This is a genomic window from Rheinheimera lutimaris (assembly GCF_013283795.1).
GTDB lineage: Bacteria > Pseudomonadota > Gammaproteobacteria > Enterobacterales > Alteromonadaceae > Alishewanella > Alishewanella lutimaris.
This window is the reverse complement of the sequence record NZ_JABSOD010000021.1, coordinates 1-22,930: the sequence shown is the minus strand read 5'-3', so window position 1 is coordinate 22,930 and position 22,930 is coordinate 1. Positions and strand designations below refer to the sequence as shown.

Annotated in this window: 28 protein-coding genes and 1 tRNA gene; 15 read left to right on the top strand and 14 right to left on the bottom strand. The window is 47.6% G+C overall.

The window, feature by feature from the left end:
- From HRH59_RS16070 to HRH59_RS16040, 7 genes are all read left to right on the top strand, one after another.
- Positions 1-297 carry an integration host factor subunit alpha gene (locus HRH59_RS16070; RefSeq protein ID WP_173502292.1) on the top strand — a complete coding sequence of 99 codons (297 nt, stop codon included), beginning with the start codon at positions 1-3 and terminating at the stop codon, positions 295-297.
- 147 nt (positions 298-444) lie between these two features.
- Positions 445-1,386 carry a YbgA family protein gene (locus HRH59_RS16065; protein ID WP_173502291.1) on the top strand — a complete coding sequence of 314 codons (942 nt, stop codon included), beginning with the start codon at positions 445-447 and terminating at the stop codon, positions 1,384-1,386.
- Position 1,387: 1 nt separating this feature from the next.
- Positions 1,388-2,815: a deoxyribodipyrimidine photo-lyase gene (phrB, locus tag HRH59_RS16060; protein ID WP_173502290.1), complete on the top strand. Its 1,428-nt coding sequence runs from the start codon at positions 1,388-1,390 to the stop codon at positions 2,813-2,815.
- Positions 2,812-3,264 (top strand): nuclear transport factor 2 family protein, encoded by a 453-nt coding sequence (locus tag HRH59_RS16055; protein WP_231702534.1) that lies wholly within the window; start codon positions 2,812-2,814, stop codon positions 3,262-3,264. Before phrB ends, HRH59_RS16055 begins: the two co-directional genes overlap by 4 nt.
- Before the next feature lie 10 nt (positions 3,265-3,274).
- Entirely contained in the window at positions 3,275-4,531 is a 1,257-nt protein-coding gene (locus tag HRH59_RS16050; RefSeq protein WP_173502289.1) for an NAD(P)/FAD-dependent oxidoreductase, read from the top strand.
- Positions 4,531-5,280 (top strand): DUF1365 domain-containing protein, encoded by a 750-nt coding sequence (locus HRH59_RS16045; protein WP_173502288.1) that lies wholly within the window; start codon positions 4,531-4,533, stop codon positions 5,278-5,280. The genes HRH59_RS16050 and HRH59_RS16045 overlap by 1 nt, the downstream gene beginning before the upstream one ends.
- Complete coding sequence (locus tag HRH59_RS16040) at positions 5,277-6,518, top strand: SAM-dependent methyltransferase (protein WP_173502287.1); 1,242 nt, start codon at positions 5,277-5,279, stop codon at positions 6,516-6,518. The genes HRH59_RS16045 and HRH59_RS16040 overlap by 4 nt, the downstream gene beginning before the upstream one ends.
- A gap of 44 nt (positions 6,519-6,562) precedes the next feature.
- Here HRH59_RS16040 and HRH59_RS16035 read toward each other — a convergent pair whose 3' ends face one another.
- Positions 6,563-7,402, bottom strand: a complete 840-nt coding sequence (locus HRH59_RS16035; protein WP_173502286.1) for a CvfB family protein — start codon at positions 7,400-7,402, stop codon at positions 6,563-6,565.
- Positions 7,403-7,538: 136 nt separating this feature from the next.
- On the opposite strand from HRH59_RS16035, the gene rlmF reads away from it, so the two are divergent.
- Entirely contained in the window at positions 7,539-8,480 is a 942-nt protein-coding gene (gene rlmF / locus HRH59_RS16030; RefSeq protein WP_331460194.1) for a 23S rRNA (adenine(1618)-N(6))-methyltransferase RlmF, read from the top strand.
- A gap of 8 nt (positions 8,481-8,488) precedes the next feature.
- Here rlmF and HRH59_RS16025 read toward each other — a convergent pair whose 3' ends face one another.
- Entirely contained in the window at positions 8,489-8,695 is a 207-nt protein-coding gene (locus tag HRH59_RS16025; RefSeq protein WP_173502285.1) for a DUF2061 domain-containing protein, read from the bottom strand.
- A 138-nt stretch (positions 8,696-8,833) separates the two neighbouring features.
- On the opposite strand from HRH59_RS16025, the gene HRH59_RS16020 reads away from it, so the two are divergent.
- Positions 8,834-9,121 carry a hypothetical protein gene (locus tag HRH59_RS16020; protein ID WP_173502284.1) on the top strand — a complete coding sequence of 96 codons (288 nt, stop codon included), beginning with the start codon at positions 8,834-8,836 and terminating at the stop codon, positions 9,119-9,121.
- Between the two features lie 41 nt (positions 9,122-9,162).
- Here the strand turns inward: HRH59_RS16020 and HRH59_RS16015 are convergent, their stop codons facing one another.
- Positions 9,163-10,683, bottom strand: coding sequence for a DUF3413 domain-containing protein (locus HRH59_RS16015; RefSeq protein WP_173502283.1), 1,521 nt, complete (start codon positions 10,681-10,683; stop codon positions 9,163-9,165).
- Positions 10,684-10,689: 6 nt separating this feature from the next.
- Positions 10,690-10,914 carry a YejL family protein gene (locus HRH59_RS16010; RefSeq protein ID WP_173502282.1) on the bottom strand — a complete coding sequence of 75 codons (225 nt, stop codon included), beginning with the start codon at positions 10,912-10,914 and terminating at the stop codon, positions 10,690-10,692.
- Positions 10,915-10,984: 70 nt separating this feature from the next.
- Between HRH59_RS16010 and yejK the strand changes: the two genes are divergently transcribed.
- The gene (gene yejK, locus HRH59_RS16005) at positions 10,985-12,049 is read left to right on the top strand and encodes a nucleoid-associated protein YejK (protein WP_173502281.1); all 1,065 of its coding nucleotides are present in this window, start codon (positions 10,985-10,987) and stop codon (positions 12,047-12,049) included.
- Here yejK and HRH59_RS19595 read toward each other — a convergent pair.
- From HRH59_RS19595 to HRH59_RS15980, 5 genes are read right to left on the bottom strand one after another with little or no spacing between them, the layout of a single operon-like run.
- Positions 11,982-12,182, bottom strand: coding sequence for a DUF2897 family protein (locus HRH59_RS19595; RefSeq protein ID WP_173502280.1), 201 nt, complete (start codon positions 12,180-12,182; stop codon positions 11,982-11,984). The two genes, yejK and HRH59_RS19595, sit on opposite strands and share 68 nt — an antisense overlap.
- Complete coding sequence (locus HRH59_RS15995) at positions 12,179-12,865, bottom strand: M15 family metallopeptidase (RefSeq protein WP_173502279.1); 687 nt, start codon at positions 12,863-12,865, stop codon at positions 12,179-12,181. The genes HRH59_RS19595 and HRH59_RS15995 overlap by 4 nt, the downstream gene beginning before the upstream one ends.
- Positions 12,862-14,004 (bottom strand): succinyl-diaminopimelate desuccinylase, encoded by a 1,143-nt coding sequence (dapE, locus tag HRH59_RS15990; protein ID WP_178089600.1) that lies wholly within the window; start codon positions 14,002-14,004, stop codon positions 12,862-12,864. The genes HRH59_RS15995 and dapE overlap by 4 nt, the downstream gene beginning before the upstream one ends.
- The gene (locus HRH59_RS15985) at positions 14,001-14,354 is read right to left on the bottom strand and encodes an ArsC family reductase (RefSeq protein WP_173502278.1); all 354 of its coding nucleotides are present in this window, start codon (positions 14,352-14,354) and stop codon (positions 14,001-14,003) included. Before HRH59_RS15985 ends, dapE begins: the two co-directional genes overlap by 4 nt.
- 5 nt (positions 14,355-14,359) lie before the next feature.
- Complete coding sequence (locus tag HRH59_RS15980) at positions 14,360-14,857, bottom strand: PTS glucose transporter subunit IIA (protein ID WP_173502277.1); 498 nt, start codon at positions 14,855-14,857, stop codon at positions 14,360-14,362.
- Between the two features lie 548 nt (positions 14,858-15,405).
- Here HRH59_RS15980 and yfbV point away from each other — a divergent pair.
- Positions 15,406-15,894: a terminus macrodomain insulation protein YfbV gene (gene yfbV / locus HRH59_RS15975; protein WP_231702532.1), complete on the top strand. Its 489-nt coding sequence runs from the start codon at positions 15,406-15,408 to the stop codon at positions 15,892-15,894.
- Between the two features lie 33 nt (positions 15,895-15,927).
- Here the strand turns inward: yfbV and xthA are convergent, their stop codons facing one another.
- Positions 15,928-16,734, bottom strand: a complete 807-nt coding sequence (gene xthA, locus HRH59_RS15970) for an exodeoxyribonuclease III (protein ID WP_173502276.1) — start codon at positions 16,732-16,734, stop codon at positions 15,928-15,930.
- Positions 16,735-16,854: 120 nt separating this feature from the next.
- On the opposite strand from xthA, the gene HRH59_RS15965 reads away from it, so the two are divergent.
- Both HRH59_RS15965 and deoC read left to right on the top strand, forming a co-directional pair.
- The gene (locus tag HRH59_RS15965) at positions 16,855-17,559 is read left to right on the top strand and encodes a M48 family metallopeptidase (protein ID WP_173502275.1); all 705 of its coding nucleotides are present in this window, start codon (positions 16,855-16,857) and stop codon (positions 17,557-17,559) included.
- A 249-nt stretch (positions 17,560-17,808) separates the two neighbouring features.
- Positions 17,809-18,537 (top strand): deoxyribose-phosphate aldolase, encoded by a 729-nt coding sequence (gene deoC / locus HRH59_RS15960; protein ID WP_173502274.1) that lies wholly within the window; start codon positions 17,809-17,811, stop codon positions 18,535-18,537.
- Here deoC and HRH59_RS15955 read toward each other — a convergent pair.
- Positions 18,534-20,165, bottom strand: coding sequence for a tetratricopeptide repeat-containing response regulator (locus tag HRH59_RS15955; RefSeq protein ID WP_173502273.1), 1,632 nt, complete (start codon positions 20,163-20,165; stop codon positions 18,534-18,536). The genes deoC and HRH59_RS15955 overlap by 4 nt on opposite strands.
- Positions 20,166-20,302: 137 nt before the next feature.
- Positions 20,303-20,387 (bottom strand) — tRNA-Tyr (locus HRH59_RS15950).
- A 117-nt stretch (positions 20,388-20,504) separates the two neighbouring features.
- On the opposite strand from HRH59_RS15950, the gene HRH59_RS15945 reads away from it, so the two are divergent.
- Positions 20,505-20,981 (top strand): VC2046/SO_2500 family protein, encoded by a 477-nt coding sequence (locus HRH59_RS15945; protein ID WP_173502272.1) that lies wholly within the window; start codon positions 20,505-20,507, stop codon positions 20,979-20,981.
- A 10-nt stretch (positions 20,982-20,991) separates the two neighbouring features.
- Here HRH59_RS15945 and HRH59_RS15940 read toward each other — a convergent pair whose 3' ends face one another.
- Together HRH59_RS15940 and HRH59_RS15935 are read right to left on the bottom strand one after the other, a co-directional pair.
- Entirely contained in the window at positions 20,992-21,372 is a 381-nt protein-coding gene (locus HRH59_RS15940) for a YchJ family protein (protein WP_231702531.1), read from the bottom strand.
- 169 nt (positions 21,373-21,541) lie between these two features.
- A complete protein-coding gene (locus tag HRH59_RS15935; protein WP_173502270.1) occupies positions 21,542-21,988 on the bottom strand; it encodes a SulA-like leucine-rich domain-containing protein in 447 nt (148 codons plus the stop codon).
- A 169-nt stretch (positions 21,989-22,157) separates the two neighbouring features.
- On the opposite strand from HRH59_RS15935, the gene HRH59_RS15930 reads away from it, so the two are divergent.
- Complete coding sequence (locus HRH59_RS15930; RefSeq protein ID WP_173502269.1) at positions 22,158-22,859, top strand: DUF3581 family protein; 702 nt, start codon at positions 22,158-22,160, stop codon at positions 22,857-22,859.
- The last annotated feature ends 71 nt before the right edge of the window (positions 22,860-22,930 follow it).

The following is a 22,930-nucleotide window of genomic DNA, read 5'->3' as shown; positions in this document are numbered from 1 at the left end:
ATGGCGCTTACCAAAGCCGATTTAGCAGAACGTCTGTTTACAAAGTTTGGTGTTAGCAAACGCGATGCCAAATTAATAGTGGAAGCTTTTTTTGAGGAAATCCGCGTAGCATTAGAAGCGGGTGATCAGGTAAAGTTATCCGGCTTTGGCAATTTTGACCTGCGGGTTAAAAATGAGCGGCCGGGACGTAACCCGAAAACCGGTGAAGATATACCGATTTCTGCCCGTTGTGTGGTAACTTTCCGACCCGGACAAAAATTAAAATCCCGTGTTGAAGTAGGCACCGGCAAAAAGTAATTTTTGCGTCAAAATCATAAAAAAACGGCAAGTTGCTTTGGCAACTTGCCGTTTTTTTATGCAAACAGTTCAGTGTTGGCAAAAAATTCCGATCTGAAATGGCGTATGCTGTGTAAATAACACTGACGTAATTCATGCGGTAAAGTTATGACAATTAAGCTGGGGATCAGTGCCTGTGTATTGGGTGAGAAAGTGCGTTACGACGGCGGGCATAAGGCTTCGGCGTTTTGTCTGCAGCAGTTAGCCTCTTGGGTAAAGTATGTGCCGGTATGTCCGGAAATGGCCATTGGCATGAGCGCGCCAAGGCCGGCCATCAGGCTGCAATTGGATGATGAGCACAAAGTGCATCTGGTGCAAAGTAACGACAGCAAGATTGATCATACCGCGGCAATGCTGGCTTACACTGACACTAAACTGCCGCAATTGGCAGAACTTAGCGGTTATATTGTTTGTGCCAAATCGCCCAGCTGCGGTATGGAGCGGGTGCGGCTGTTTGATGCTAAAGGGCAGCAGCTGGGTAAGCTCGGCGTAGGACTCTATACACGACAGCTAATGCAGACTTATCCCTGGTTGCCGGTAGAAGAAGACGGCCGTTTGTTTGATCCGGCGTTAAAAGAAAACTTTATCTGTCGTGTCTTCAGCTGTTATGACTATCAACAAACTATGCTGGATGGTTTTACTGTCGGCAAACTGGTAGCGTTTCACAGCCGCTATAAATTCCTGGTGATGGCCCACAGCCCGGTAGCCTACCGCGAGCTTGGCCGTCTGGTAGCACAAGCTAAGTTGTTTGCTCCGGCAGAGTTACAACAGCGTTATTTGCTGGACTTGATGCAGGCGTTGAAAAACATTGCCAGCCGTAAGCAGCATACCAATGTGTTGCAACATTTACAGGGGTTTTTAAAGCACGGTTTAACGGCAGAAGCTAAGCAGGAGCTGTCTGATCTGATCCACCGCTACCGCCAGGGCTTTGTGCCGCTGTTAGCACCGCTTACATTATTGCAGCATCATTTGAAACAACATCCGAACGCCTATGTAAGTAACCAACGTTATTTTGACCCTTATCCGGAAAACCTGGGATTACGTGCCTGATATGCAACTATTAAATGTAGTTTGGCTACGCAATGATTTGCGTTACTTTGATAATGCGGTGCTATGCAGCGCCGCAGAAGATGCCGCCAGAACCGGTGCTGCAGTGCTGGCGTTGTTTATTGCCACACCGCAAACGTGGCAACAGCATGACATGGCGCCGATAAAGCAAGATTTAATTCGTCGTCGTGTGATGCAGTTACAGCACGAAATGATGCTGTTAAATATTCCGCTGCTGGCTGTCGAAGGTAGCAGTTACCGGCAGGTAACCGGTGTATTTACCTCGTTAAGCCGGCAATTTCAGTTAAAGGTATTTGTGCAAACTGAATATGAGCTGCGTGAACAACAGCGCGATGCTGCGGTAGAGCAGTTAGTGGTGGCACAGGCCGGTCAATTTATTCGTTTTGATACCCAATGCATTATGCCGCCTGGCACAATACGCACGCAACAAGGTGATATTTATAAAGTATTTACCCCATTTAAGCGTACCTGGTTAAGCAGATTAAAAGAGCAGGGCGTGCAGTGTCTGGCAAAGCCTGAAGCACTGCCGGCAAGCAACCTGCAATTTGTGCTGCCGCAACTGCCGGCACTGAAAAACGCTGATAACAGCTCAGCAGCCTGGCCGGTAGCCGAAGCTGAAGTGCTGGATCTGATGCGGGCATTTTGCCGCAGTAAGGTGCAGGATTATCATCAGGCCCGCGATTTTCCTGCCATCGACGGTACATCAAAGCTGTCGGCTTATCTGGCGCTGGGGGTGTTGTCGCCCTCTCAGTGTGTAGCGCGGCTGCAACTCGAAGCTGCCGACAGCTGGCAGCAGGATAAAAGCGGTGCGGAAGTCTGGTTGTCGGAGCTTATTTGGCGCGAATTCTATAAGCATATTTTGGTAGCCTGGCCGCAGTTGATTAAACATCAACCGTTTCAGGCAGACACTGCCGCGATCCGCTGGAGTAACAACAACAGCCTGTTTCAAGCCTGGTGCGATGGTATGACCGGCTACCCGATTGTCGATGCGGCAATGCGACAGCTAAACCAAACCGGCTGGATGCATAACCGGTTACGTATGATCGCCGCCGGCTTTCTGGTGAAAGACTTACACATCGACTGGCGATTGGGCGAGCGCTACTTTATGTCAAAGCTGATTGACGGCGATTTTGCTGCCAACAACGGTGGCTGGCAATGGGCCGCGTCTACCGGCACTGATGCAGCTCCGTATTTTCGTATTTTTAACCCCGTAAGCCAAAGTGAAAAGTTTGATCCACAAGGAGACTTTATCCGTTTGTATGTGCCACAGCTGAGTAAGTTGCACGGCAAAGCATTGCACTGGCCGCATACGTTGGGGGGCGTTAAAGGCTACCCGGCGCCTGTGGTCGACCATGCCGTAGCACGTAAGCAGACATTAGCCCTTTTTGCTGAGGTAAAGAAACCCGGATGAATACTGTAGCGATGGACATTGAAGCTGCACCGCGTATAGCGCAGTTTCTTAACTTCTATAATGGTTTATCCAGCCATAATATGCAGTTGTTGGACAGCTTGTACCATACTGATGTGGTCTTTATTGACCCGGTACATGAAATTCACGGCCGTAAGGCGTTAAATCAATATTTTGAGCATGCATACGCCCGCTTGCAACATTGTGAGTTCAGCGGCTCTGCGTGTATGGAGCAGGCGGACCAGGGCTTTTTAAGCTGGCGTATGCGCTTTGCCCATCAGGCTATCGGTAACGGCAAGATAATCGAGGTTGAAGGTTGTACCGTGCTGCGTTGGCAGGATGGTTTGATTATTTATCATCGCGATTATTATGATTTAAATGACATGGTATACCGGCACTTGCCGGTGCTTGGCTGGTTAACCGGCAAAGTTAAACAACGTATGGCAGGATAAAGGAAGCAGTATGCGGGTAGCAGTAGTAGGTGGTGGTATTTCGGGCATGATGGCATGGTATTTATTGCAGCAAAAGCACGATGTTACTCTGCTTGAAGCCAATGATTATCTGGGCGGCCATACGGCAACGGTAGATGTTGAAGTAGCAGGGCAAACTTATGCCATTGATACTGGTTTTATAGTATTTAATGACCGCACTTACCCGGTATTTAATCGTTTTATTGCAGAACTCAATGTGCCTTTTCAGCACACTGAAATGAGCTTCTCGGTTAAGAACACCGTGCAAAACCTCGAATATAACGGCAATACGCTCAGCAGTTTATTTGCTCAGCGCCGTAATTTATTGCGGCCGTCATTTTGGTTTATGCTTAGCGACATTATGCGTTTTAATAAGCTGGGTAAACGGCTGCTGGCGGCCGATGATGCCGATTTAGATCTGTCCTTGGGTGATTTTTTGCTGAAGCATGATTTTGGCGTTGCCATCCGTGATAACTATCTTATGCCAATGGGGGCGGCTATCTGGTCTGCTGGCTTGGCAGATATGCCGGCATTTCCGGTACGGTTTTTTCTGCGCTTTTTCAATAATCATGGCTTGCTGAATATTAACGACCGACCGCAGTGGTCAGTAATAAAAGGCGGCTCAAAACGCTATGTTGAAGCCTTGCAGGCGAAACTGGGAAAAGACAGCGTTAAGCTGAAGCAACAGATCAGCGCCATAAGTCGTGACGATGGCGGCGTAACGCTAACCTTTACTGACGGCCGCACAGAGCACTACGACAAGCTGGTGCTGGCTTGCCATAGTGACCAGGCATTGCGTTTGCTCGGTGACAACGCGACAGAGCAGGAGCGCGCTGTGCTGGGGGGGATTGCTTATCAGAAAAACGACGTAGTGTTGCATACCGATACCCGCTTATTACCCAAACGCCGGCGTGCCTGGGCTGCATGGAATTACAATCTCGATGCTACCGTTAACGATCGTGCCACCTTAACCTACAATATGAACTTATTGCAGGGTATTACTGCGCCGGTAACCTTTTGCGTTACATTGAATAACACCGCAGCGATTGATCCGGCAAAAATATTGGGTGTGTATCAGTACGATCACCCGGTGTATAACCATTACACCCTGGCTGCGCAAAAACATCGCAGTAAAATAAATGGCCATAATCATACGTACTTTTGTGGTGCATACTGGTACAACGGTTTTCATGAAGATGGCGCCAAAAGTGCGGTAGATGTAGCAGCATTGCTTGGGGTTACATACTGATGCAAGCCGGTCATGCCGTGTATCAGGGCGAGGTGGGGCACCTGCGGTTAACCCCCCGCCGGCATGGTTTTAGTTATTCGCTGGCGTATTACTGGTTAGACAGCGCGGCACTGGATGACAGCGCACTTGCAGCCAAAGGTATCAGCTATGAGCGCTTTGGCGCGCTGAGCTTTCGCCGTAAAGATTATCTTGCCGGTGCAGATACCGTCTTTGCTGCAGTGTGTGAGAAAGTGGTTGCTCTTGGCGGTACTGTAATGCCATCGCGGGTGTTTATCTTAACGCCTCTGGCGAACTGGGGTCTGTATTTCAGTCCGTTAACACTGTACTACTGCTATGATGAGCAGAACAATTTTTGTTATTTGCTGGCCGAGGTCAGCAATACACCGTGGAATGAGCGGCACTATTACTTACAACATATTGTTGCTGGTGAGCAGCATTATCAGCATAACAAGGCGTTTCATGTCTCACCGTTTCATCCGCTTGATATGCAGTATCACTGGCAAATCAGCCCGCCTGCGGACAATTTACGTTGCAGTATTGCAAATAGTCAGGCAGATAAGCAGATTTTCAGCGCCTGGATCAGCTTACAGCGACATGAGTTGACGGCAAAATGGAAACGAAGTTGGCTGATCCGTCAACCCTGGCAAAACGTACAGGTTGTACTGAGAATATATTGGCATGCACTGAAGCTGTATTTTAAAGGTGTACCGGTTCATGCCCACCCCAAAACAAAGGATAAAAATGCATGACAATGAGTCTTACAGAAGCCTCGGTATTTGATAACCTAACCTGGTTTGACCGCTTATGTCGCAAGTTTGCGTTAGATTTTATCAGTCAGCTGCAGCATGGCGATATTACCGTAGTGGAAGGCAATCAGCGTTTACGTTTCGGCGATGAGCACGCGGAGTTAAAAACGGTGATTACCGTGCTGGACCCGGCGTTTTATCAGAAGATGGTGATGGCAGGCTCAGTAGGTGGCGGTGAGGCCTATACCCATGGCTGGTGGCGCTGCGACAACCTTACTGCATTAGTTCGTATTTTTGCGCTAAATCTCGCGACACTGGATAAGTTAGACTCGGCAATTACCCGCTTGGGTCGGCCGCTGTTAAAGTTGCTTAACTGGCGTAACCGCAATTCGAAGCAACAAGCCAGAAAAAATATCGCCGCACACTATGACCTCGGTAATGACATGTACCGGTTGTTTCTGGATAACAGCATGATGTATTCCAGCGCAGTGTATCCGCATGCGCAAGCTGATTTAGCCCAAGCTCAGCAACATAAACTACAGATGATTTGCGACAAGTTGCAATTAAAGCCGACAGACCATCTGCTGGAAATTGGCACCGGTTGGGGCAGTATGGCGATATTTGCCGCACAGCATTACGGCTGTAAGGTAACGACCACCACTATTTCGCAACAGCAGTTTGATTATGCTAAAGCCCGAATAGAAGAACTGGGCCTGCAGCAACAAATTACCTTACTGTTTAATGACTACCGCGATTTAACCGGGCAGTATGACAAGCTGGTATCAATCGAAATGATTGAGGCGGTAGGTGAAGAGTACCTGGACACCTATTTTGAAAAGTGTGCAAGTTTGTTAACGCCACAAGGCGTTATGGTTCTGCAGGCTATTACTATTGTTGACCAGCGTTACCAGCAATATGTGCGCGAAGTGGATTTTATCAAACGCTATGTGTTTCCCGGCGGCAGCCTGCCTTCGGTTAGCCGGATGACTGATGCCATAAGCCGTAAAACAGATTTCATTGTACGCCACTTGCAGGATATTGGTTTTGATTATGCCCGTACCCTGAAAGATTGGTGTGATAACTTTATGCATGCCCGCGACAAAGTGCATCAGCTGGGATATGACGACAGTTTTGTCCGGTTGTGGCATTTTTATTTATGTTATTGCGAAGGTGGCTTTATGGAACGCGCTACCAGTGCTGTACATTTGGTGCTGACAAAACCACAAAACCGCAGCGTATAAAACGACTGCAGATAAAACAACGCCGGGTTAAACCCGGCGTTGTTTTATGATGTTTTAGGCACCAGCAAAATACCATGCTCGCTGATAACAATTTTCTTCTCTTTATACAAGGTACCTATAGCCTGTTTATAGGCTTTTTTGCTGACGCCGAAAGTGGCATAAATCAGCTCCGGTGAGCTTTTATCGGTTAACGCCAGTTTGCCATCATTTTGCTGCAGTTTTTTTAATACTTGCTCAGTCAGTTCCAGTGCTTGTTTGTAAGTCGTGACATTTAGCCGCAAATCTATTTTGCCGTCGTCACGCACTTTTACAATAAAAGCCTGCATTTTTTCGCCGCGACGCAGTGGTTTAAACACTTCGTTTTTATACAATACACCCCAGTGTTGGTGATTTACTATCACTTTATAACCAATGTCGGTTTGCTCGCTGACGATGATGTCCACTTTATCGCCGGCGTTATATTGCGGCGTGGTTTTGTGCAGGTGGCGGTCGAGTTTGCTGGAGGCCACAATGCGGTTGCTGTTATCCACATAGCAGTACAACAGGTACTTTTGTCCCTCTTTCAGCGGAATTTGCTGTTCACTAAAGGGTACCAGTAAGTCTTTTTTCAGACCCCAGTTAACAAAGGCGCCCACTTTAGTGCTGGCCACTACCGGTAACTGTGCCACTTCGCCGACTTTAATTTTTGGCTGCTCAGTGGTGGCAATTAACTGATCTTCTGAATCCAGATACAAAAATACGTCCAGCTCACGGCCAATCTCTAATCCGGCCGGGGCGACGTTATTAGGCAGTAAAATTTCGCCCCAACTTAAACCATCAAGGTAAAAGCCGAATTTAACCTGTTTTTTTACCGTTAAACGGTTAATTTTTCCAAGAGCCAGCATGCGGTATCCATAAGTTCGCCCGACAGGGCAGGTCACAATGGCGGCTATTGTAACGGTTTTTTTGTCGCGCTGCTTTATATTAGCTGTGCCGTGGTAAACTGAGCGCCGATTTTCTTTGCAAAGGCTGGTGCCGACAGTGTCTTTACCGCAGTTACTTCATCCACGTAATCTTCATCAGGGCCGGTATGATTTTGCCAAACTGACGGCCACGGAGCCTCAACTTGCTGCGTTTGTCCGCACTAACCCGGCAGGCGAGCCAACGATTGATTTTACTGATCCCGCGGCAGTACTGATGCTGAACAAAGCGCTGTTGGCAAAGTATTATCAGGTAAAATATTGGCAGCTACCTGATGGGTATTTGTGTCCGCCAATCCCGGGACGCGCCGACTATGTGCATTATCTGGCCGATTTGTTAGCCCGTAGTTATCCGGCTTTACCTGAGAGGAAACAGGTCCAACTGTTAGATATTGGTACCGGCGCAAATGTTATTTATCCGATTATTGCTGCACAAAGTTACGGTTGGCAGGTAACCGGCAGCGATATTGACAACGTGGCGCTTAAAGCCGCCGCGCTGATTGTAACGGCCAATGCGGTACTTAAGCCACGCATCAATATAGTGGCACAGCCGGATGCTGAGGCGATATTTTCCGGCGTAATAGCAAGCGGCCAGCGTTTTCACTTAACCATGTGCAACCCGCCGTTTTTTGCTTCGCAAGCGGAAGCGGAAGCCGCCGGTAACCGTAAATGGACTAATCTGGGTAAAGCAGAGCAGGGTGGCCGGCGTAACTTTGCCGGCCGGCAGCATGAGCTGTGGTGCGAAGGTGGCGAGCTTAAGTTTGTCAGCCGGATGATTACGCAAAGCCAGTTATTCAAACAGCAGGTATGCTGGTTTAGCAGCCTGGTGTCACAGCAAAAACACCTGGCGCCGTTGCAAAAGCTGCTGCGTAGTGTGGGTGTGGTGCAATCAGAGGTTATCGAGATGCGTCAGGGCCAGAAAGTGAGCCGTATTCTGGCCTGGAGCTTTCTAACTGCAGCACAGCAGCAACACTGGTGTCAGGCTAAGCCATCAGCAGATTAAATAAGCTTTTAGCTGAAATATTTTACCGGCTTTGTCGCCAGTTCAGCGTTGGCGTATTTTTGCCAGATTTTCTCGTGAAAGAAATAGCCGACGGTGTTTACCGCCGGTTCTATTACCGCTATCAGGCCGCCCAGTACAAAGCTGCCGGTGATCAGGTAGGTAACGGCAAAGGCGATAGTAAAATGCATAATGGCAAAAGTGATGGTCTTAGTCATGGCGCTGTCCTCTATCTTAGCTGTGAAATAGATGATAGCGGTTCTTATTATTGTTTAAAGTGAATTAATCTGTTTGCTGTAATCGCTTTTATCAATACTGACGTACAATGCCATGCAATCGCATTAACGGAGACAGATATGGATTGGCGGCAGTGGCTGGATGTAAAACAGTATGAGTTTTTACTGCATTGGTTTATGCGCCGGCAGCGTGAGGTGGGTTTGGCAACCTTAAACGAGCCGTTGGCCTATGATGGTTATAGTGTCTACGATCAACTGTGCCAACAGATGTTAAAAGATGCGGCGGTAGCTTATGTTGAGCGTTTTTCGACGCCGGCGGCACCGATAGCTTTGACGAATATGTTACATCTGGCTGAGTTAGAATTAGCCGGCAGGCCGCCGAAGCGGCCTGATACAACACAGCATTAGTAATGCCTGAGCAGGTGGTTAAAAGTGTCGTGCAAAGCATCTTAGTGGCTTATTTGCTCAATACGTTTTAAGGCATCGGTTAACATCGGTAAGTCCAGTTTGTCTTGCAGCGGCACTAAGGTACCGGCAGACCATACACCATAGCTGCCGTCGGCGCGCAGTATCACCATTTTATCTTTTTTGAAGCTGATGATTTCCTGGCCACTGATATTAAGCTTGGGTAACGGCTGAGGTTTCAGCAGGTTGTCACCCAGCCAGCTGGCGTGCGAATTACAACCGGCTTGCGCCAACAAGGTGGGTAACCAATCCAGATGCTGGGTAACCTGGTGTTGCTGTAGCTGGCGCAGTGCTGTCCAGTTAGACCATACCTGTGCCGGCGCCAGATTAAATTGATTATGACGACCGCTGGCAGTCATCACGACGATGTTGCTGTATTGCTTATATTGCAACCAGCGCTGCTCCGGGGCATTGTCAAAAATAATGGCATATTTGGTCGCAGCAGCAGTTGTTGTCAGCCACGGTAGATTTACCACCGGCGTATTGTTATCACGGCTTATGCTGAGTAAGGCCGGTGGTAGCTGTGCCAGCCAGCCAGGTGGAGCGTCCAGCGGCAGTTGGCTGCTATCATCAAGCCAAAACTTACCGTACAACAAATTCAGCATGGCTTCGTTTGCTGTGCGCGGCGCAAAGTGTTGCTCCAGTGGTTTTAAACCCTGTTGGCTCAGAATGCGCTGCTGTGCTGTGGTCAGTTGCTCACTGATCAATAACAATGTCGTGGCTTTGCCTTGTTCAGCGCTGCACTGCAGTGCGCTACCGGTGTCAAGCTGACCCGGCAAGCTGAGTTTATCTAACTGGCGCTGAGCGCGGCTGTTTAAGTCTACCAACTGGTATCGGGCTAAAAATGTTTTGGCGGTTGCCGGATATGATAAGGGCAGTACGTTGTCTTGCCGGGTTACGTCATATTTTAAATTAGCGTCAGCATAGATATGCAGCAGATGACTAAGCATAAAACTGCCGATAAAAATGCCGAATAACGGCGCAGCTACACCGGATTGCTTTAAGCGTTCTACTTTCTTCCAGCAGTAATTACTTATTGTCAGCTCAACCGCCAGTAAGATGGCGCCGACGGCCAGTACAATCAGCACAAAATTACGTAAGTTAGTCACAATTTGCTGGCGCAGCAGCTCTGCGGCCTGCTCAAACGAGGCGCTGCCAATGTGATAGCCGAGGCTGGCGTAGACGTAAGCATCGAAAATCAATATCACCAGGGCAGTAGTTGCCAGTATGGCGGCCATGCCGCGCACATGTCGCTGATAAGGAAATATCAGTGACACCGGGAACACGGTAAGGATAAAGAACATAAAACACAAAAAGGCGGTGTGGCCAATCCAGTTCAGCAGCAGATACAACCAGCCCAGTGCAGACACCGGGCCGGGCTCTGATAACCAATAAGCCGATGTGACTACCAGCGCCAACAGAATGTTAAAAAAGCTGAACCAATGGCCCCAATTCAGCAGGCGGTTTACTTTTTTAACCAATGACAGATTATTTTCCAGCACCATAAGCGCTTAGTTTGCTTTGCTTGTTACGGCATCAGCTAATGCCTGGTTAAAGTGGCTGACCACGGCTTCGCGTTGTGCTGCAGGTACGCTGCTGTTTACCACATGGCTGATAGCATTACCCAAACACATTAAGCTTAATTCGGTGGTGGCATTTTCGCTGTGCAGTACGTCCAGTAATTGATTTACCAGTTTTTCAATCTGCGCGGTGGAATACTTTGATACAATTGGCATGAATTATCCGCAAGTCATGTGGTTTAAACAGGTAGAATAGTAACAGAATTCATTTTAAACAGGAAAAATTATGTCAGTAGATGTACAGCAGTTGGCGATAAATTACCTTGAGCTGGACGAGCAGACGCAGAGCAAAGCGCATTACCGGCCGTCATTGGTTGCACCTACGGCAGCTGTAGCGCATTTGGTCGAGCAGTTGCATCTGGCATACAACGGTAAACCGGCCAAGGGCTATGCTGCTTTTAATGCCGCTAAAGATCCGCAGGTGATGACTGTGTTGCATGACTGGCAAAAGCAAACCTCAGATTTTCTGGTATTGGCCAACACGTCAACCGCAGCACTGGAGCAACAATTACAGGCGCATCAGCTGCCGGAAAGCGGTTATTTATTGGTTTGTCACTATCGCTATCTGGCTAGTGACTACCTGTTGTTTTGCTTATTAGGCAGCAAGGATCATTTTTCATTAACTGAAGATCTGGAGCTGGCGACATCACGTCATTTAGATATTGCGCGGATGCAACTGGCTGCACGGATTGATTTAACCGAATACCAAAGCTCACCGGAGCAGGGTAAGTATATCAGTTTTATCCGTGGCCGCGCCGGGCGTAAGGTGGCGGACTTTTTTCTTGATTTTCTCGGCTGTGAAGAAGGTACGGATGCTAAAGTGAACAGTAAAGTGGTACTGGCCTCAGTGGAGGAATACTTCACCGCGGCAGAATTTGATAACAACGAAAAGAACGACGCCCGTAAACAAGTGTTCAGCTACTGTGAAGAGCGTGCCAAAGCCGGCCAGGATGTGCGGCTAACCGAGTTGTCCGCCGTAATTGACGAACAGGAACAACAGGGCTTTTTGCGTTATTGCCAGGAGCAGCAACTTGAGGTGGCAGAGCAATTTCCGGTGGAAGTGAAAGAGCTGAAAAAACTGATCAAATTCAGCGGACAGGGCGCCGGTTTGTCGTTAAGTTTTGAGCAAAAGCTGCTCGGCGACAGGGTGCAATATGATGCGCACAGCGACACTCTGTTGATTAAAGGCACGCCACCGAATTTACGTGATCAACTGCAACGTTTTATTCAGGGCTATTCGGCGTTTGACCGCGCTGAGGGCTCTGCTGAGCAGGATCATTCTGCCCGATAATTTTGCCGGTATTGCCCTCTTGTTGTTTCGGCGCAGAGGGCATCTTCAACTTTGCCGCGTGCTTTAGCAGCATAATATTCCCCAGCACGAAGCCAAACGCCAGTGTCAATGCCCAAAACAGCGGCCAGTTCATGGCGCTGTTTCGCAAATGTTTACAACGTACTGCTGAAATATGCTGTCCAGATGAGTCAGCACCAGTTGTTGCTCCGCCAGCGGAAATTGTGTAATGCATTGTTTAAGTGTGTCTGCATTAAAGGCTGCAAGATAGCGACTGGCCAGCGGCTGATAACTTAGATGCCAGGGCTCAGCCGCAACCCCGCCCTGAAATTGGCGGTATGGCTGAAAAAAACCAAACTGCGCACCATGAACACTCAGCCATTGATGCAGACGGTAAAACGGGCCGTTGGGGGCATATTCGGCAGGGTTAAGTAGCGGCTTATAATCCGCGGCTACGGCGGCGGCATCGTACACATCCAACTCGGTGCCCCAATGGTGACGGCTGGCGCCTGGTAAAGCCGAATACAGCAGCACTGCGTCTAGTTTAGCTTTGCCGGTTAGTACAGTGATATCAACGGTATTACCCGACAGATCATACACCGGACGCTGGCCGCTGAGTTTTGCTTGCCAGATCGCAGCCTGACGCTGGTATGAGCGAAACGCCGAAACAATTCTTATGTCCATGCCTTGTGCTTGAGCCGCTTTACACAGCGCAGTAAAGGGGCCTGCAACGTCTTTATGCAACATAAAACCGTCCGGCCCGGTTAGCAGATGCTGTTCGCTCAGGCCGGTCAGAATAGCATTGCTAATGGCGGTCATAGGCTCAGTTCTAGTTGTTCCAATATGGCTTCGTACATTTTGACCAATTGCTCCAGATCGGTGACTGACACGCACTCGTTAATTTTATGAATAGTGGCATTACAAGGGCCAAGTTCAACTACCTGGGCGCCGGTTGGCGCAATAAAACGGCCATCTGAAGTGCCGCCGCTGGTTTCCAACCGGGTTTCAAAGCCTTGTACCTGATAAATCGCTTTGACGGTTGCTGCCACCAGGCTGCCGCTATCTGTCAGAAACGGCAGGCCGTTTAATGTCCAGTCCAAAGTATAGTTCAAGCCGTGTTTATCCAGCAGGGCGATCACACGCTGTTGCAGTTGTTCGGCAGTGCTTTGTGTACTGTAGCGAAAATTAAACATGACGCTTAACTCACCGGGGATCACATTTGAGGCCCCGGTGCCGGCATGAATATTGGCAATCTGGAAGCTGGTAGCCGGAAAATAAGCATTGCCGTTATCCCATTGCTCCGCTGCCAGCTCAGCCAGAGCTGCTGCCGCTTTATGCACCGGATTATCGGCCAGCTGCGGGTAGGCAACATGCCCCTGAATACCTTTTACGGTTAAATGTCCGGTTAAGGAACCGCGCCGGCCGTTTTTAACCACATCGCCGGCTTTTTGGCTGCTGGACGGCTCGCCGACAATACACCAGTTAATTTTTTCGTTTCGCGCTTCCAGGGTTTCGATAACTCTTTTGGTACCGTTGATAAAGGGGCCTTCCTCATCACTGGTGATAAGATAAGCTAAGTCGAACTTGGGTGTCGGGAAACGCTGCAAAAAGCGCTCTGTGGCAACAACCATAGCGGCAAGGCTGCCTTTCATATCTGCGGCGCCGCGGCCATACAGAGTGTCGCCGATAATAGTGGGTTCAAACGGTGGTGTATGCCATTGCTCCAGCGGTCCGGTTGGAACCACATCGGTATGACCGGCGAAGCAGAATAACGGTTTACCGCTGCCACGTCTGGCCCACATATTTAATGTGTCTTCAAAGTGCATTACTTCAATGTCAAACCCTACTGCAGCCAGGCGCTGAGCCATCAATTGCTGACAGCCGGCATCTTCCGGCGTAACAGAGGCACGGGAGATAAGATCTTTGGTTAACGCAATTACCGCGCTGTTTGCTGTCATGCTGATAGTCCGAAAATACGTTGATAATCTGCCGGCTTAAACCCAAGGTGATATTCGTTATTGTGCACTAACAAAGGCCGCTTTATCATTGCCGGCTGCGCTAACATCAGCGCCAGTGCTTTTGATTCATCCAGAGCCGTTTTGTCGCTGTCAGGCAGTTGGCGGTAAGTTGTTCCGCGGGTATTGAGTAAATTTTGCCAGCCACAGTGCTGACTGAACTTTTTTAACTGTTCAGCCGTTAATCCGTCGGTGCGGTAATCGACAAATTGATAGGGAATTTGCTGTTGTTCCAGCCAGTTACGGGCCTTTTTTATGGTGTCACAATTTTTAATACCGTAGATAATCGTCATATGGGTTACTTATTATTAAGCTGAATAATAATTGCTGTATCGCTTGCTGCCTCTACATAATGTTCGGCGCAGAATACATTTTGTATAGCAGGGTGCGGCAATAACATTAATACCGCATAACAACTGCTGTTATCGTTTTGCAGGTACTGCAAATCAAGTTTTACTACAGGCTGTCCGGCACGCACCATACTGTCAGCATGGGTAAGCGTAATCATGCCTTTGCCGTTACTGTTCGTTACGCTGTGAGGCAAATCCAGTTGGGCTGTTAAACCGCTGCTATGCCTGAAGCGTAACCGGCGATTGCTTTGCAAGCACGCACTATAGTGTCCGGCAAACGGCGCTGTCAGTGTACCGTGCTGTAGTTTGATACACAAAGCCAGTGCTAAGACGTTTGCGTTATATAACAGATCCGGATGTGCGCTTAAGGGTAACACCATGCCGGTAGCCGGGCTTTTAACAGCGATACCGTCAAGTCCGGTTAATTGAGGTAGCCAGGTTAACAACAGCAGTATATCCGTAAAGTAATACAGACCCGTATCCTAATCCAGTTGTCAGCCCGGACTCAAGACATCTTCGCGGGTTGTTGTTACAGAAACCGGCGTTAGAAGACGCTTAGCCGGTAATAGCTGAAATGCTAAATGTGACAATTTGACGCACTTATAATGAAACTTTGTTGAAAGTGACATTTGTGCTGGCAAATAACCTGACAGCAGGGTTTGTTTCGCTGCAATATATGACGTAGGGTTGTCCACAGATTTTGTGGATAACTTTGTGTGTAACACTGTTTAACGTTGCTATCTGCATGTAATTTAAAAGCATTATGTATTGGCATATTTTTTGTTAGGTTAGCTTTAACTTAAAGCTTTAGTAAATAGCGCTAAAAACACTGTTTTAGTATCTGCTAATGCTAAAGCATGTAACTGTCTGATGTTTTCCGGTTAAAAAAGCGTGCTGTGACTGCTGTATTCTGCGTTTTTCTCTAAGTTATTTGCATCGGCGGCCGCTTCGTTTGCTTAGCTGTCACCCTGACAGAGGTAACCGGGTAGATTTTATGCTATCGTTTAGCAGAAGTCTGACGAAGTTGGGGGTAGTAATGCAGTATCCGCTTTATACAACCTTGCGTGCAGGGCGGGAGTACAGTAAGCAATGGCCGGCTAAAGCTGAATTGAACGGCTTGTTTGTGGAAAATAAGGTGATTTTGCTTACTTCTGTTGCGTGGCGTTATTTACCGGCACTGGCTCTGGTTTGTGCTGCTGTGCAGTTAAGCTACCTGGGACTGGCGCATTTACCGCAAATTATTACTATGCTGGTTTTTCTGGCGGCTTTACCGTTGCAGGGCTGGTATTGGTTAGGCGTGCGCTCGGCAACGCCGCTGCCGCCGTCAATTGCGGCCTGGTATCAACACATCAGCCAACAAATGCAGCAACATGGTATTCAGCTGGCACCGGTGTCACAACCGGGCAGTTATAAAGACTTAGCCTTATTGTTGCAAAAGGCTTATCAGCAATTGGACAAAACGTTTATTAAGCAGTGGCTGTAGGTTGTTACAGCCACTCATGTTTTTTAAGCTGAATTAGTTAAACACTGACCATACCGGGGCATGGTCAGACGGGCGCTCAATTCCACGCAGTTCATAATCAATACCACTTTCAATGCAGCGCTGCGCCAGTGGTGCTGTTGCCATCACTACATCTATGCGCAAGCCACGATTATCATCAAAACCTTTAGAGCGGTAGTCAAACCAACTGTACTGTGCATCAGCTGTCGGGTGTAATGCACGAAAGGTATCAATCAAGCCCCAGTCTTTCAGACGCTGCAGCCAGTCACGCTCTTCCGGTAAGAAAGATGTTTTGCCTTCACGTAACCAACGCTTGGCATTGGCTTCGCCTATGCCGATATCCAGATCAATCGGCGATATATTGATATCCCCGATAACTGCGACCAGTTCGTCCGGTGTATGATGAGTAAGCAGATACTGTTGTAAATCGGCATAGAAGCGGGTTTTAGCCGGAAACTTTACCGGATGGTCACGATTTTCGCCCTGTGGGAAATAGCCGTTAAGCACAGTCAACGGCGTGCCGTCCGGCATGGCAAAACGTCCTATCAGCATACGGCGTTGTGCTTCAGCCTCATCAGTCGGGAAACCATATTGCATATTTAACGCCGGCACTTTACTTAAAATAGCGACACCGTAATGGCCTTTCTGGCCGAAATGGTACACGTGATACCCCATAGCCTGCACATCTGCTAACGGAAACTCATCGTCATGTACTTTAATTTCCTGCAAGCCGATAATGTCAGGCTGGTGCTTGTTTATCAATGCTTGTAACTGATGTAGTCGTGCACGAATGCCATTGATATTAAAAGATATAATTTTCATTTTCGAAGAAGCCCTTAATCTGTTTTTTGCGGCAAAGTGTTTGGATCATAACACTTTATTTGCAGCTGTGGCACAATGACGACGTTAAGTACAGTAACAAGCCGGTACGTGGAGTAAGTAGTGTCAGCTTTAGTGATAGAAAGTGATACCTTTAGTTACAGCCTGCATTACAGTGCAAAAAGGCGCAGTGTGGCGTTGCAGATTAAGCAGGGCAAGTTGACTGTGCGGGCCCCTTTTGGATACAGCCTGACTGACATTAAAACCTTAGTGGCGCAAAAGCAGCCATGGATAGTAAAACACCTGCAACACTCGGAACAACAAACCAAACCCGATTGGCTGATGCAGCAGCAAGTGCCGATGCTTGGCACTATGATGCCGTTGCAATTGCGGTCTGGCGTGAAATCACAGGTACAACATGTTGATAATTCTCTTATTATTACCGTATCTACACGCACTGCAGCGCAAAATGTTCAGCGTCGTGCGTTGGTTTTAATACAACAATGGTATCAACAACAGGCGGTTAGCTGGTTTTCTGAGCGGGTAGCGTATTGGCAGGGCCGGATGCAACTACAGGCTGGTCCGGTAATTATAGGAAATTGGCAAACGAAGTGGGGCTATTGTAAGCACAATACGGAGTTGGGGTTTAACCGTCGCCTGCTGATGGCTCCGGCCTGGGTTGCTGATTATGTGGTGGTGCATGAGCTGGCCCACCTTAAACACCTGAATCATTCCCCCCGTTTCTGGCAATTGGTCAGACAGCATTATCCTCAGGCAGAGCAGGCAAAATCGTGGCTCAGGCAGCAGCATCAGCAAATGGAGTTGTAAAAAAAAGCGCCGGCATAAAACCGGCGCAAACACTAGGACATCGAAACAGGAGAGAACAGATACTACTTAACAACTACTGCAAGATAGGACTGCGCCGCTACAGAATAATTCAAAAATATTTCAGATATTTTTTCCGTTACTGTTTTTGCTTTTTTGCCACCATTTAGTTTAAGCTCCACGCCATCAACAGAGTGCTTATAAATAATGCTTAGACAGCCCGCAGGCTGCATTGCTACCGGACATAGACTTATGACTAACATATTACGCTTGCAACAATTGGCAAAGCTGCTTGATATCACCAGACTACAAGATACGGACACTGCAGATTCATTCGCAGGTTGGCTTGATACGGTTCCGCCTTTGCCGGCAGCAGCTTATTGTGTATACCCGCAGTATCTGCCTGCGCTGGCCGCCTGGTCTGAACGTCGCACTCAGGCAGCACTGGCGACAGTAGTTAACTTTCCGTCAGGAGATTTACCGGCCGATCTGGTATGTGAGCAAATTCAGCAAGCCATTGCTGCAGGGGCTTCTGAAATAGATTGTGTGCTGCCTTATAAGGCGCTTTTGCGCGGTGAGCATGGATTTGTTAAAAGCTTTCTGTATGACGTACGCCAGGCCTGTGCCGGAGTCTGTCTGAAAGTTATTATTGAGTCCGGAGAGCTGGTAACTGCACAACAAGTCGCTAAGGCTACCGAGTTAGCCATTGAGGGCGGGGCAGATTTTGTTAAAACTTCAACCGGTAAAGTGCCGGTTGGCGTGACGCACGAAGCAGCCCGAATTATGTTAACTGTGATAGCGGCTGCGCAAAGAGACGTTGGCTTCAAAGCCTCCGGCGGTATCCGCACTGTAGCTCAGGCGCTGACATTGCTGCAGCTGTATGAAGATATCAGCGGAAAGGTGGCTACCAGCGCCGGCATGCGTATTGGCGCAAGTGCACTGGTTAATGAATTGGCAGAAAAACTCAGCGAAGCTGATTAGCGGCGAAACTCTTCCCGTAGTTTGTCAAACTGCTGTAGCAGCTCTTTGTAGCGAACCCTGTGATGTTCCGGTAAGGGCATATTATCGACAACCCGGAAGGTTTTCTTACAGCGGTCAAATAACTCGACGGACTTACGTTTTTGCTGACTGTTTAATAGTTGGATAGATGCCTGGATTAAGTTGAGTGCGCTACCGGTATTCATTGGTGCCAGCTCCAATGCTGCTTCAAACTGCGTTACCGCTGCGGCGTAATTACCAGCCTTATAACTTTTGATACCGGCTTTATTAAGCTCACCAAACTGCAACTGCTTCTGATCGACAAAGCTTTGTTGGTCATTGAACAAGGCTTTTAACACCGGGTTCTTCATTTGTTCTGCAGGCATTAACTGACGTAGCGCTGTGGCTTGTTCAAATTCGCCAATCTGATTTAGCAAAAATATTGCGTCCGGCAGTACCTGGTGTTCGTCTTGTAATTGCTCAGCAATAGCGGCATAGGTTTTTTTTGCCTGGTACTGTGCACCATTAAGTGACTCAAGCCTGGCCTGGCACAGGTCTTCGAATAAATTAAAATTAATTTCACGGGTCATGCTGTCATCGCGTTTTACCCGCTGCAGGGCTAATGACACTTCCTGCAGATAACGATTACGTACTGAGGCATCATCAGCTCTGACTGCCGCGTCAATTATGGTGCGTACATAATTCAGTAAATGCACGACATCTTGTTTTACTGAGCGTCGGGTAATTTCATATAGCTGTTTGCTGGCCTGCACCTGCTGTGGTACATGGTTTAACTCTCTGGCGATCCCGAGTAACAGATATTGCCTGGCCATATTAAAAGGGGCTATTTCTGCCGCAGTTTGAATACTGTCGAATGCCAGTTCCGGCTCTTTTTGCGCGAGATAAACTTGTGCCTGAATGTCGTAGGCTTCGGCGAAATAACGATTATCTTCTATTGCTTCCTGACACAACAACAACGACTCCTCATAACGCTGTTGTGCAAAACAGAGTTTGGCCTGTAACAACAAGGCCCAACCATTACGTCGTTGTGATAATGTAGCTTGCAGTATCTGCTCTGCCGGGGCGTAGTGTTGTTGCGCAATCAGGTTTTCGACCAATACCCGTTTACAAAATTGCTGATAGCGGCCTTCAGTTGCAATTTCCTGCTGGCATAATTCAATAATCTGTTCTGCCTGCTCATCAAACAGCGCCTGATACAGCGCAGCTAATTGTGTCTTCTTCCTTTTTATGCGTTGAATTCTTCTGCGTAATACGTTTTGTGAGAAGGGTTTAACTAAGTAATCGTCTGGTTCAAGCTCAACTGCGCTCATAACCATAGGAACGCTATTCTCGCCGGTAACCAGCATAAAAATGCTGTGGGGAGCCAGGAGTTTTTTTTCGCGTAAATCTTCCAGTAGTTGCTTACCGTTTTTACCGACGCCTAAGTGGTAATCGACAAACAAAATGTCATAGCTGACATTGGCACATTTTGCCAATGCCTGTTCGCCGGTTGGGGCGAATGCAACATTGGTTGCGCCCATAGAGTAGAGGATGCCTTTGAACATCAGCTGAAAGGCCCGTTGATCATCAACTATTAATACCCGTTGATTCTCAAGCGTCTTATTATCCATCTGCACCACGTAGTAATTAAAGGAATTACGTAAGTGTCGGAAATAACACAGAGATAAGCAAGAACATTAACGAGAATAGTACAGCAGACAGTTTAAGTGCAGTAAGTGTGTTGATGGTCAGAAATGACAGTAGGAAATGGTGGAGGGGGAAGGATTCGAACCTTCGAAGGCAGTGCCGGCAGATTTACAGTCTGATCCCTTTGGCCACTCGGGAACCCCTCCACGAGTGGACGGCATATTATCAAACTTACTTTTGATGTAAAGCCATTTACTAAACTTTTTTGTCTGACTGCCGATAATTCCAACAAGACAACAATTTTACCGGTGAATTAGCAGAATATGACGATGGTCATCAACGAGTGGCAACTTGATGGTAAGTTAAATCGTGCTTTGCAAAGCGCACAACGGGCAGACTTCGCCATGTATCTTGCATGGCTTACACCTGCGGTTGATGAATCTGCTCAGTTTTTTACACCAGAAGCTCTAACAGAGCGTATTGAGCAAAACTTACTGCAACAACTCGGTGTGCAACAAGCCAGGACTTTTTGCCAAACGGAAACCGATATTATGTTAATGCAACATCATAGCGCAGCATTACAGCAGGGCGGATTAACGCAGCTAAAGTTAGCAACGTATCTGAATCAGCCTCCGTTAACACAATTTGATGATAAAAGCAGATTGGCCGCTGAAGTATGGCAAAGTCTGAGCCTGCACTGTCGCAGACGTTTACAACAAACAACACCCGATAAACCGGATATTAATCCGGCAGCACTTTATGAAGTGCTGGAACAACTACATGGTGTAAATGCGGCTTAACAAGCGAATATTAACTGCCGGATAGCCGGTGCGGGTTACATTGTTTAAATTTTTTTCCGCTGTTGCAGGGGCAGAGCGCATTCCGGAGTATTTTAACCGGCGCAATGTCTGTCACAACACCATCAACATAATACCAGGCATCTTCAAACACGAATCTGGAGCGCTCAGTAAATTCGTACAGCATATTCTGTTGTATATAGCGGACGTTAAAGTTGACATAGCCTTGCTGGCTACTTTGCTCAGAAGACAGCACTTTAAGGGCGATAAAATGACTGTTATCAGCAAAAGCAGCCAAAGCCGGTTTGGGATTATCAGCACGGCAGGATAAATGATAAGTGCGGTATATATAGTCAACATCACCCACGCAATAAGCGCTGTAGCGTGATCTCATTAATATCTCGCAGCCAGCTGCACTGGCCAACCCCGTTAATAAAGGCTGGCAGCATAGAGTGAATGTTTTAGTTGAACCGCAATAACACAGCATACTGAACTTATTTACCGTTATAAAACGGCTATTTTAACTCAGGTTGTTATATTTGTCGTTCAGGTATGCAATACCGTTAATGTGCCAGCTGCGGCTGTTGCATCTGTTCACATTGATAAAACCAGGTGTTATTGCCTACTGCCAATTTACGACAAGAGTCCAATTGTTGTTGGTCTAACTGGCTGGCAAAGTTAATCACAACCTTACAACTGGCAGAGCGAAGTGCTTGTTTAATTGTCGCGTTTAAATCGTTAATCTGTTTTTGATGTACAACCAAGACATTATGTAAAGATAGTTGATAATGTTCTGCCCACTCTTTATCAGGTATATAAGTGGGAGCAATCAACAAAATCCAGCCTTTTTGGTGCTGATGCTGCTGAATAAGCTGCAATAAGCTGTGCCGCGAGTGATCTGCCGTCAACGCATTGCTGTCTGTTACAGAGTGTATTTTTAGTAAGCTGTTATCGTTATAAGTGGTTTTGGTTAAACGCTTGTATTGGGCGCCGCGTAAACGATGGTACATATCAGCCTCTGCATGTTTATTTGTACAGTGTATGGATATACAGTAGTTTGCGTGTGTACATAAAGCAAGCATATTTTTGCTTTGATAAGTAATTTTTTACTGGCTGGACCATTGCAGCTGTAAATTTGGGTAGAATGACCGGCTTATACTGAAAGAGAGTCAACGATCGATGTTGTTAGAAAAGTACGTTAACCAAAGCGACGAAGGTTTTAGTTTCAGCCGCAAACAGGCATGTGAGTTTGCCAAACAGGTGGCGACAGATTTTAATCCGATCCATGACGAAGACGCGAAGCGCTTTTGTGTCCCCGGCGATTTATTGTTTTCCTACTTACTTACCCGTTATGGCGTTACGGAGCAACTTAGTTGTCAGTTTGCCGGTATGGTGGCGGCTGACGTTTTGCTGCAATGCAAAGAGCAGGATAACCTTATTTCTATTTGTGATAGTCAGGGGAAGGTATATCTGTCGTTGCGACATAGCGGGGCTTGTCAGCATGATCTTGCGGTAATCGAACCCTTAATCCGTGATTATGTGAAGTTTTCCGGCCAGAACTTTCCACATATATTGCAACCCCTGATGCAACAGCACCAGGTAATGATTAATCCGACCCGGCCATTGGTTATCTATGAGAGCATGGCATTGAGTTTTAGCCGCCTGCCGCAACAGGAAGTTGGCTTAAGCCTGACGAACTCCTCTTTATTGGTTGATGGTAAGCGTGGTAATGCATTACTGGAGTTCTCTTTAACAGAGCAGGGAGAGCAAATCGGTAAAGGTGAGAAACGTATGATACTAAGTAACCTGATGCCATACGACGAAGCGCAAATGCAGCAGATGATTGCTGAGTATAATAGCCGTAAAGCTGTGGTTCGGTAAAACCTGCTTTTGCTCATTTAAACAGCGGTTAAACAGTTTTCTTAAATAACCGCTTGCAGGTATTTCAAAAC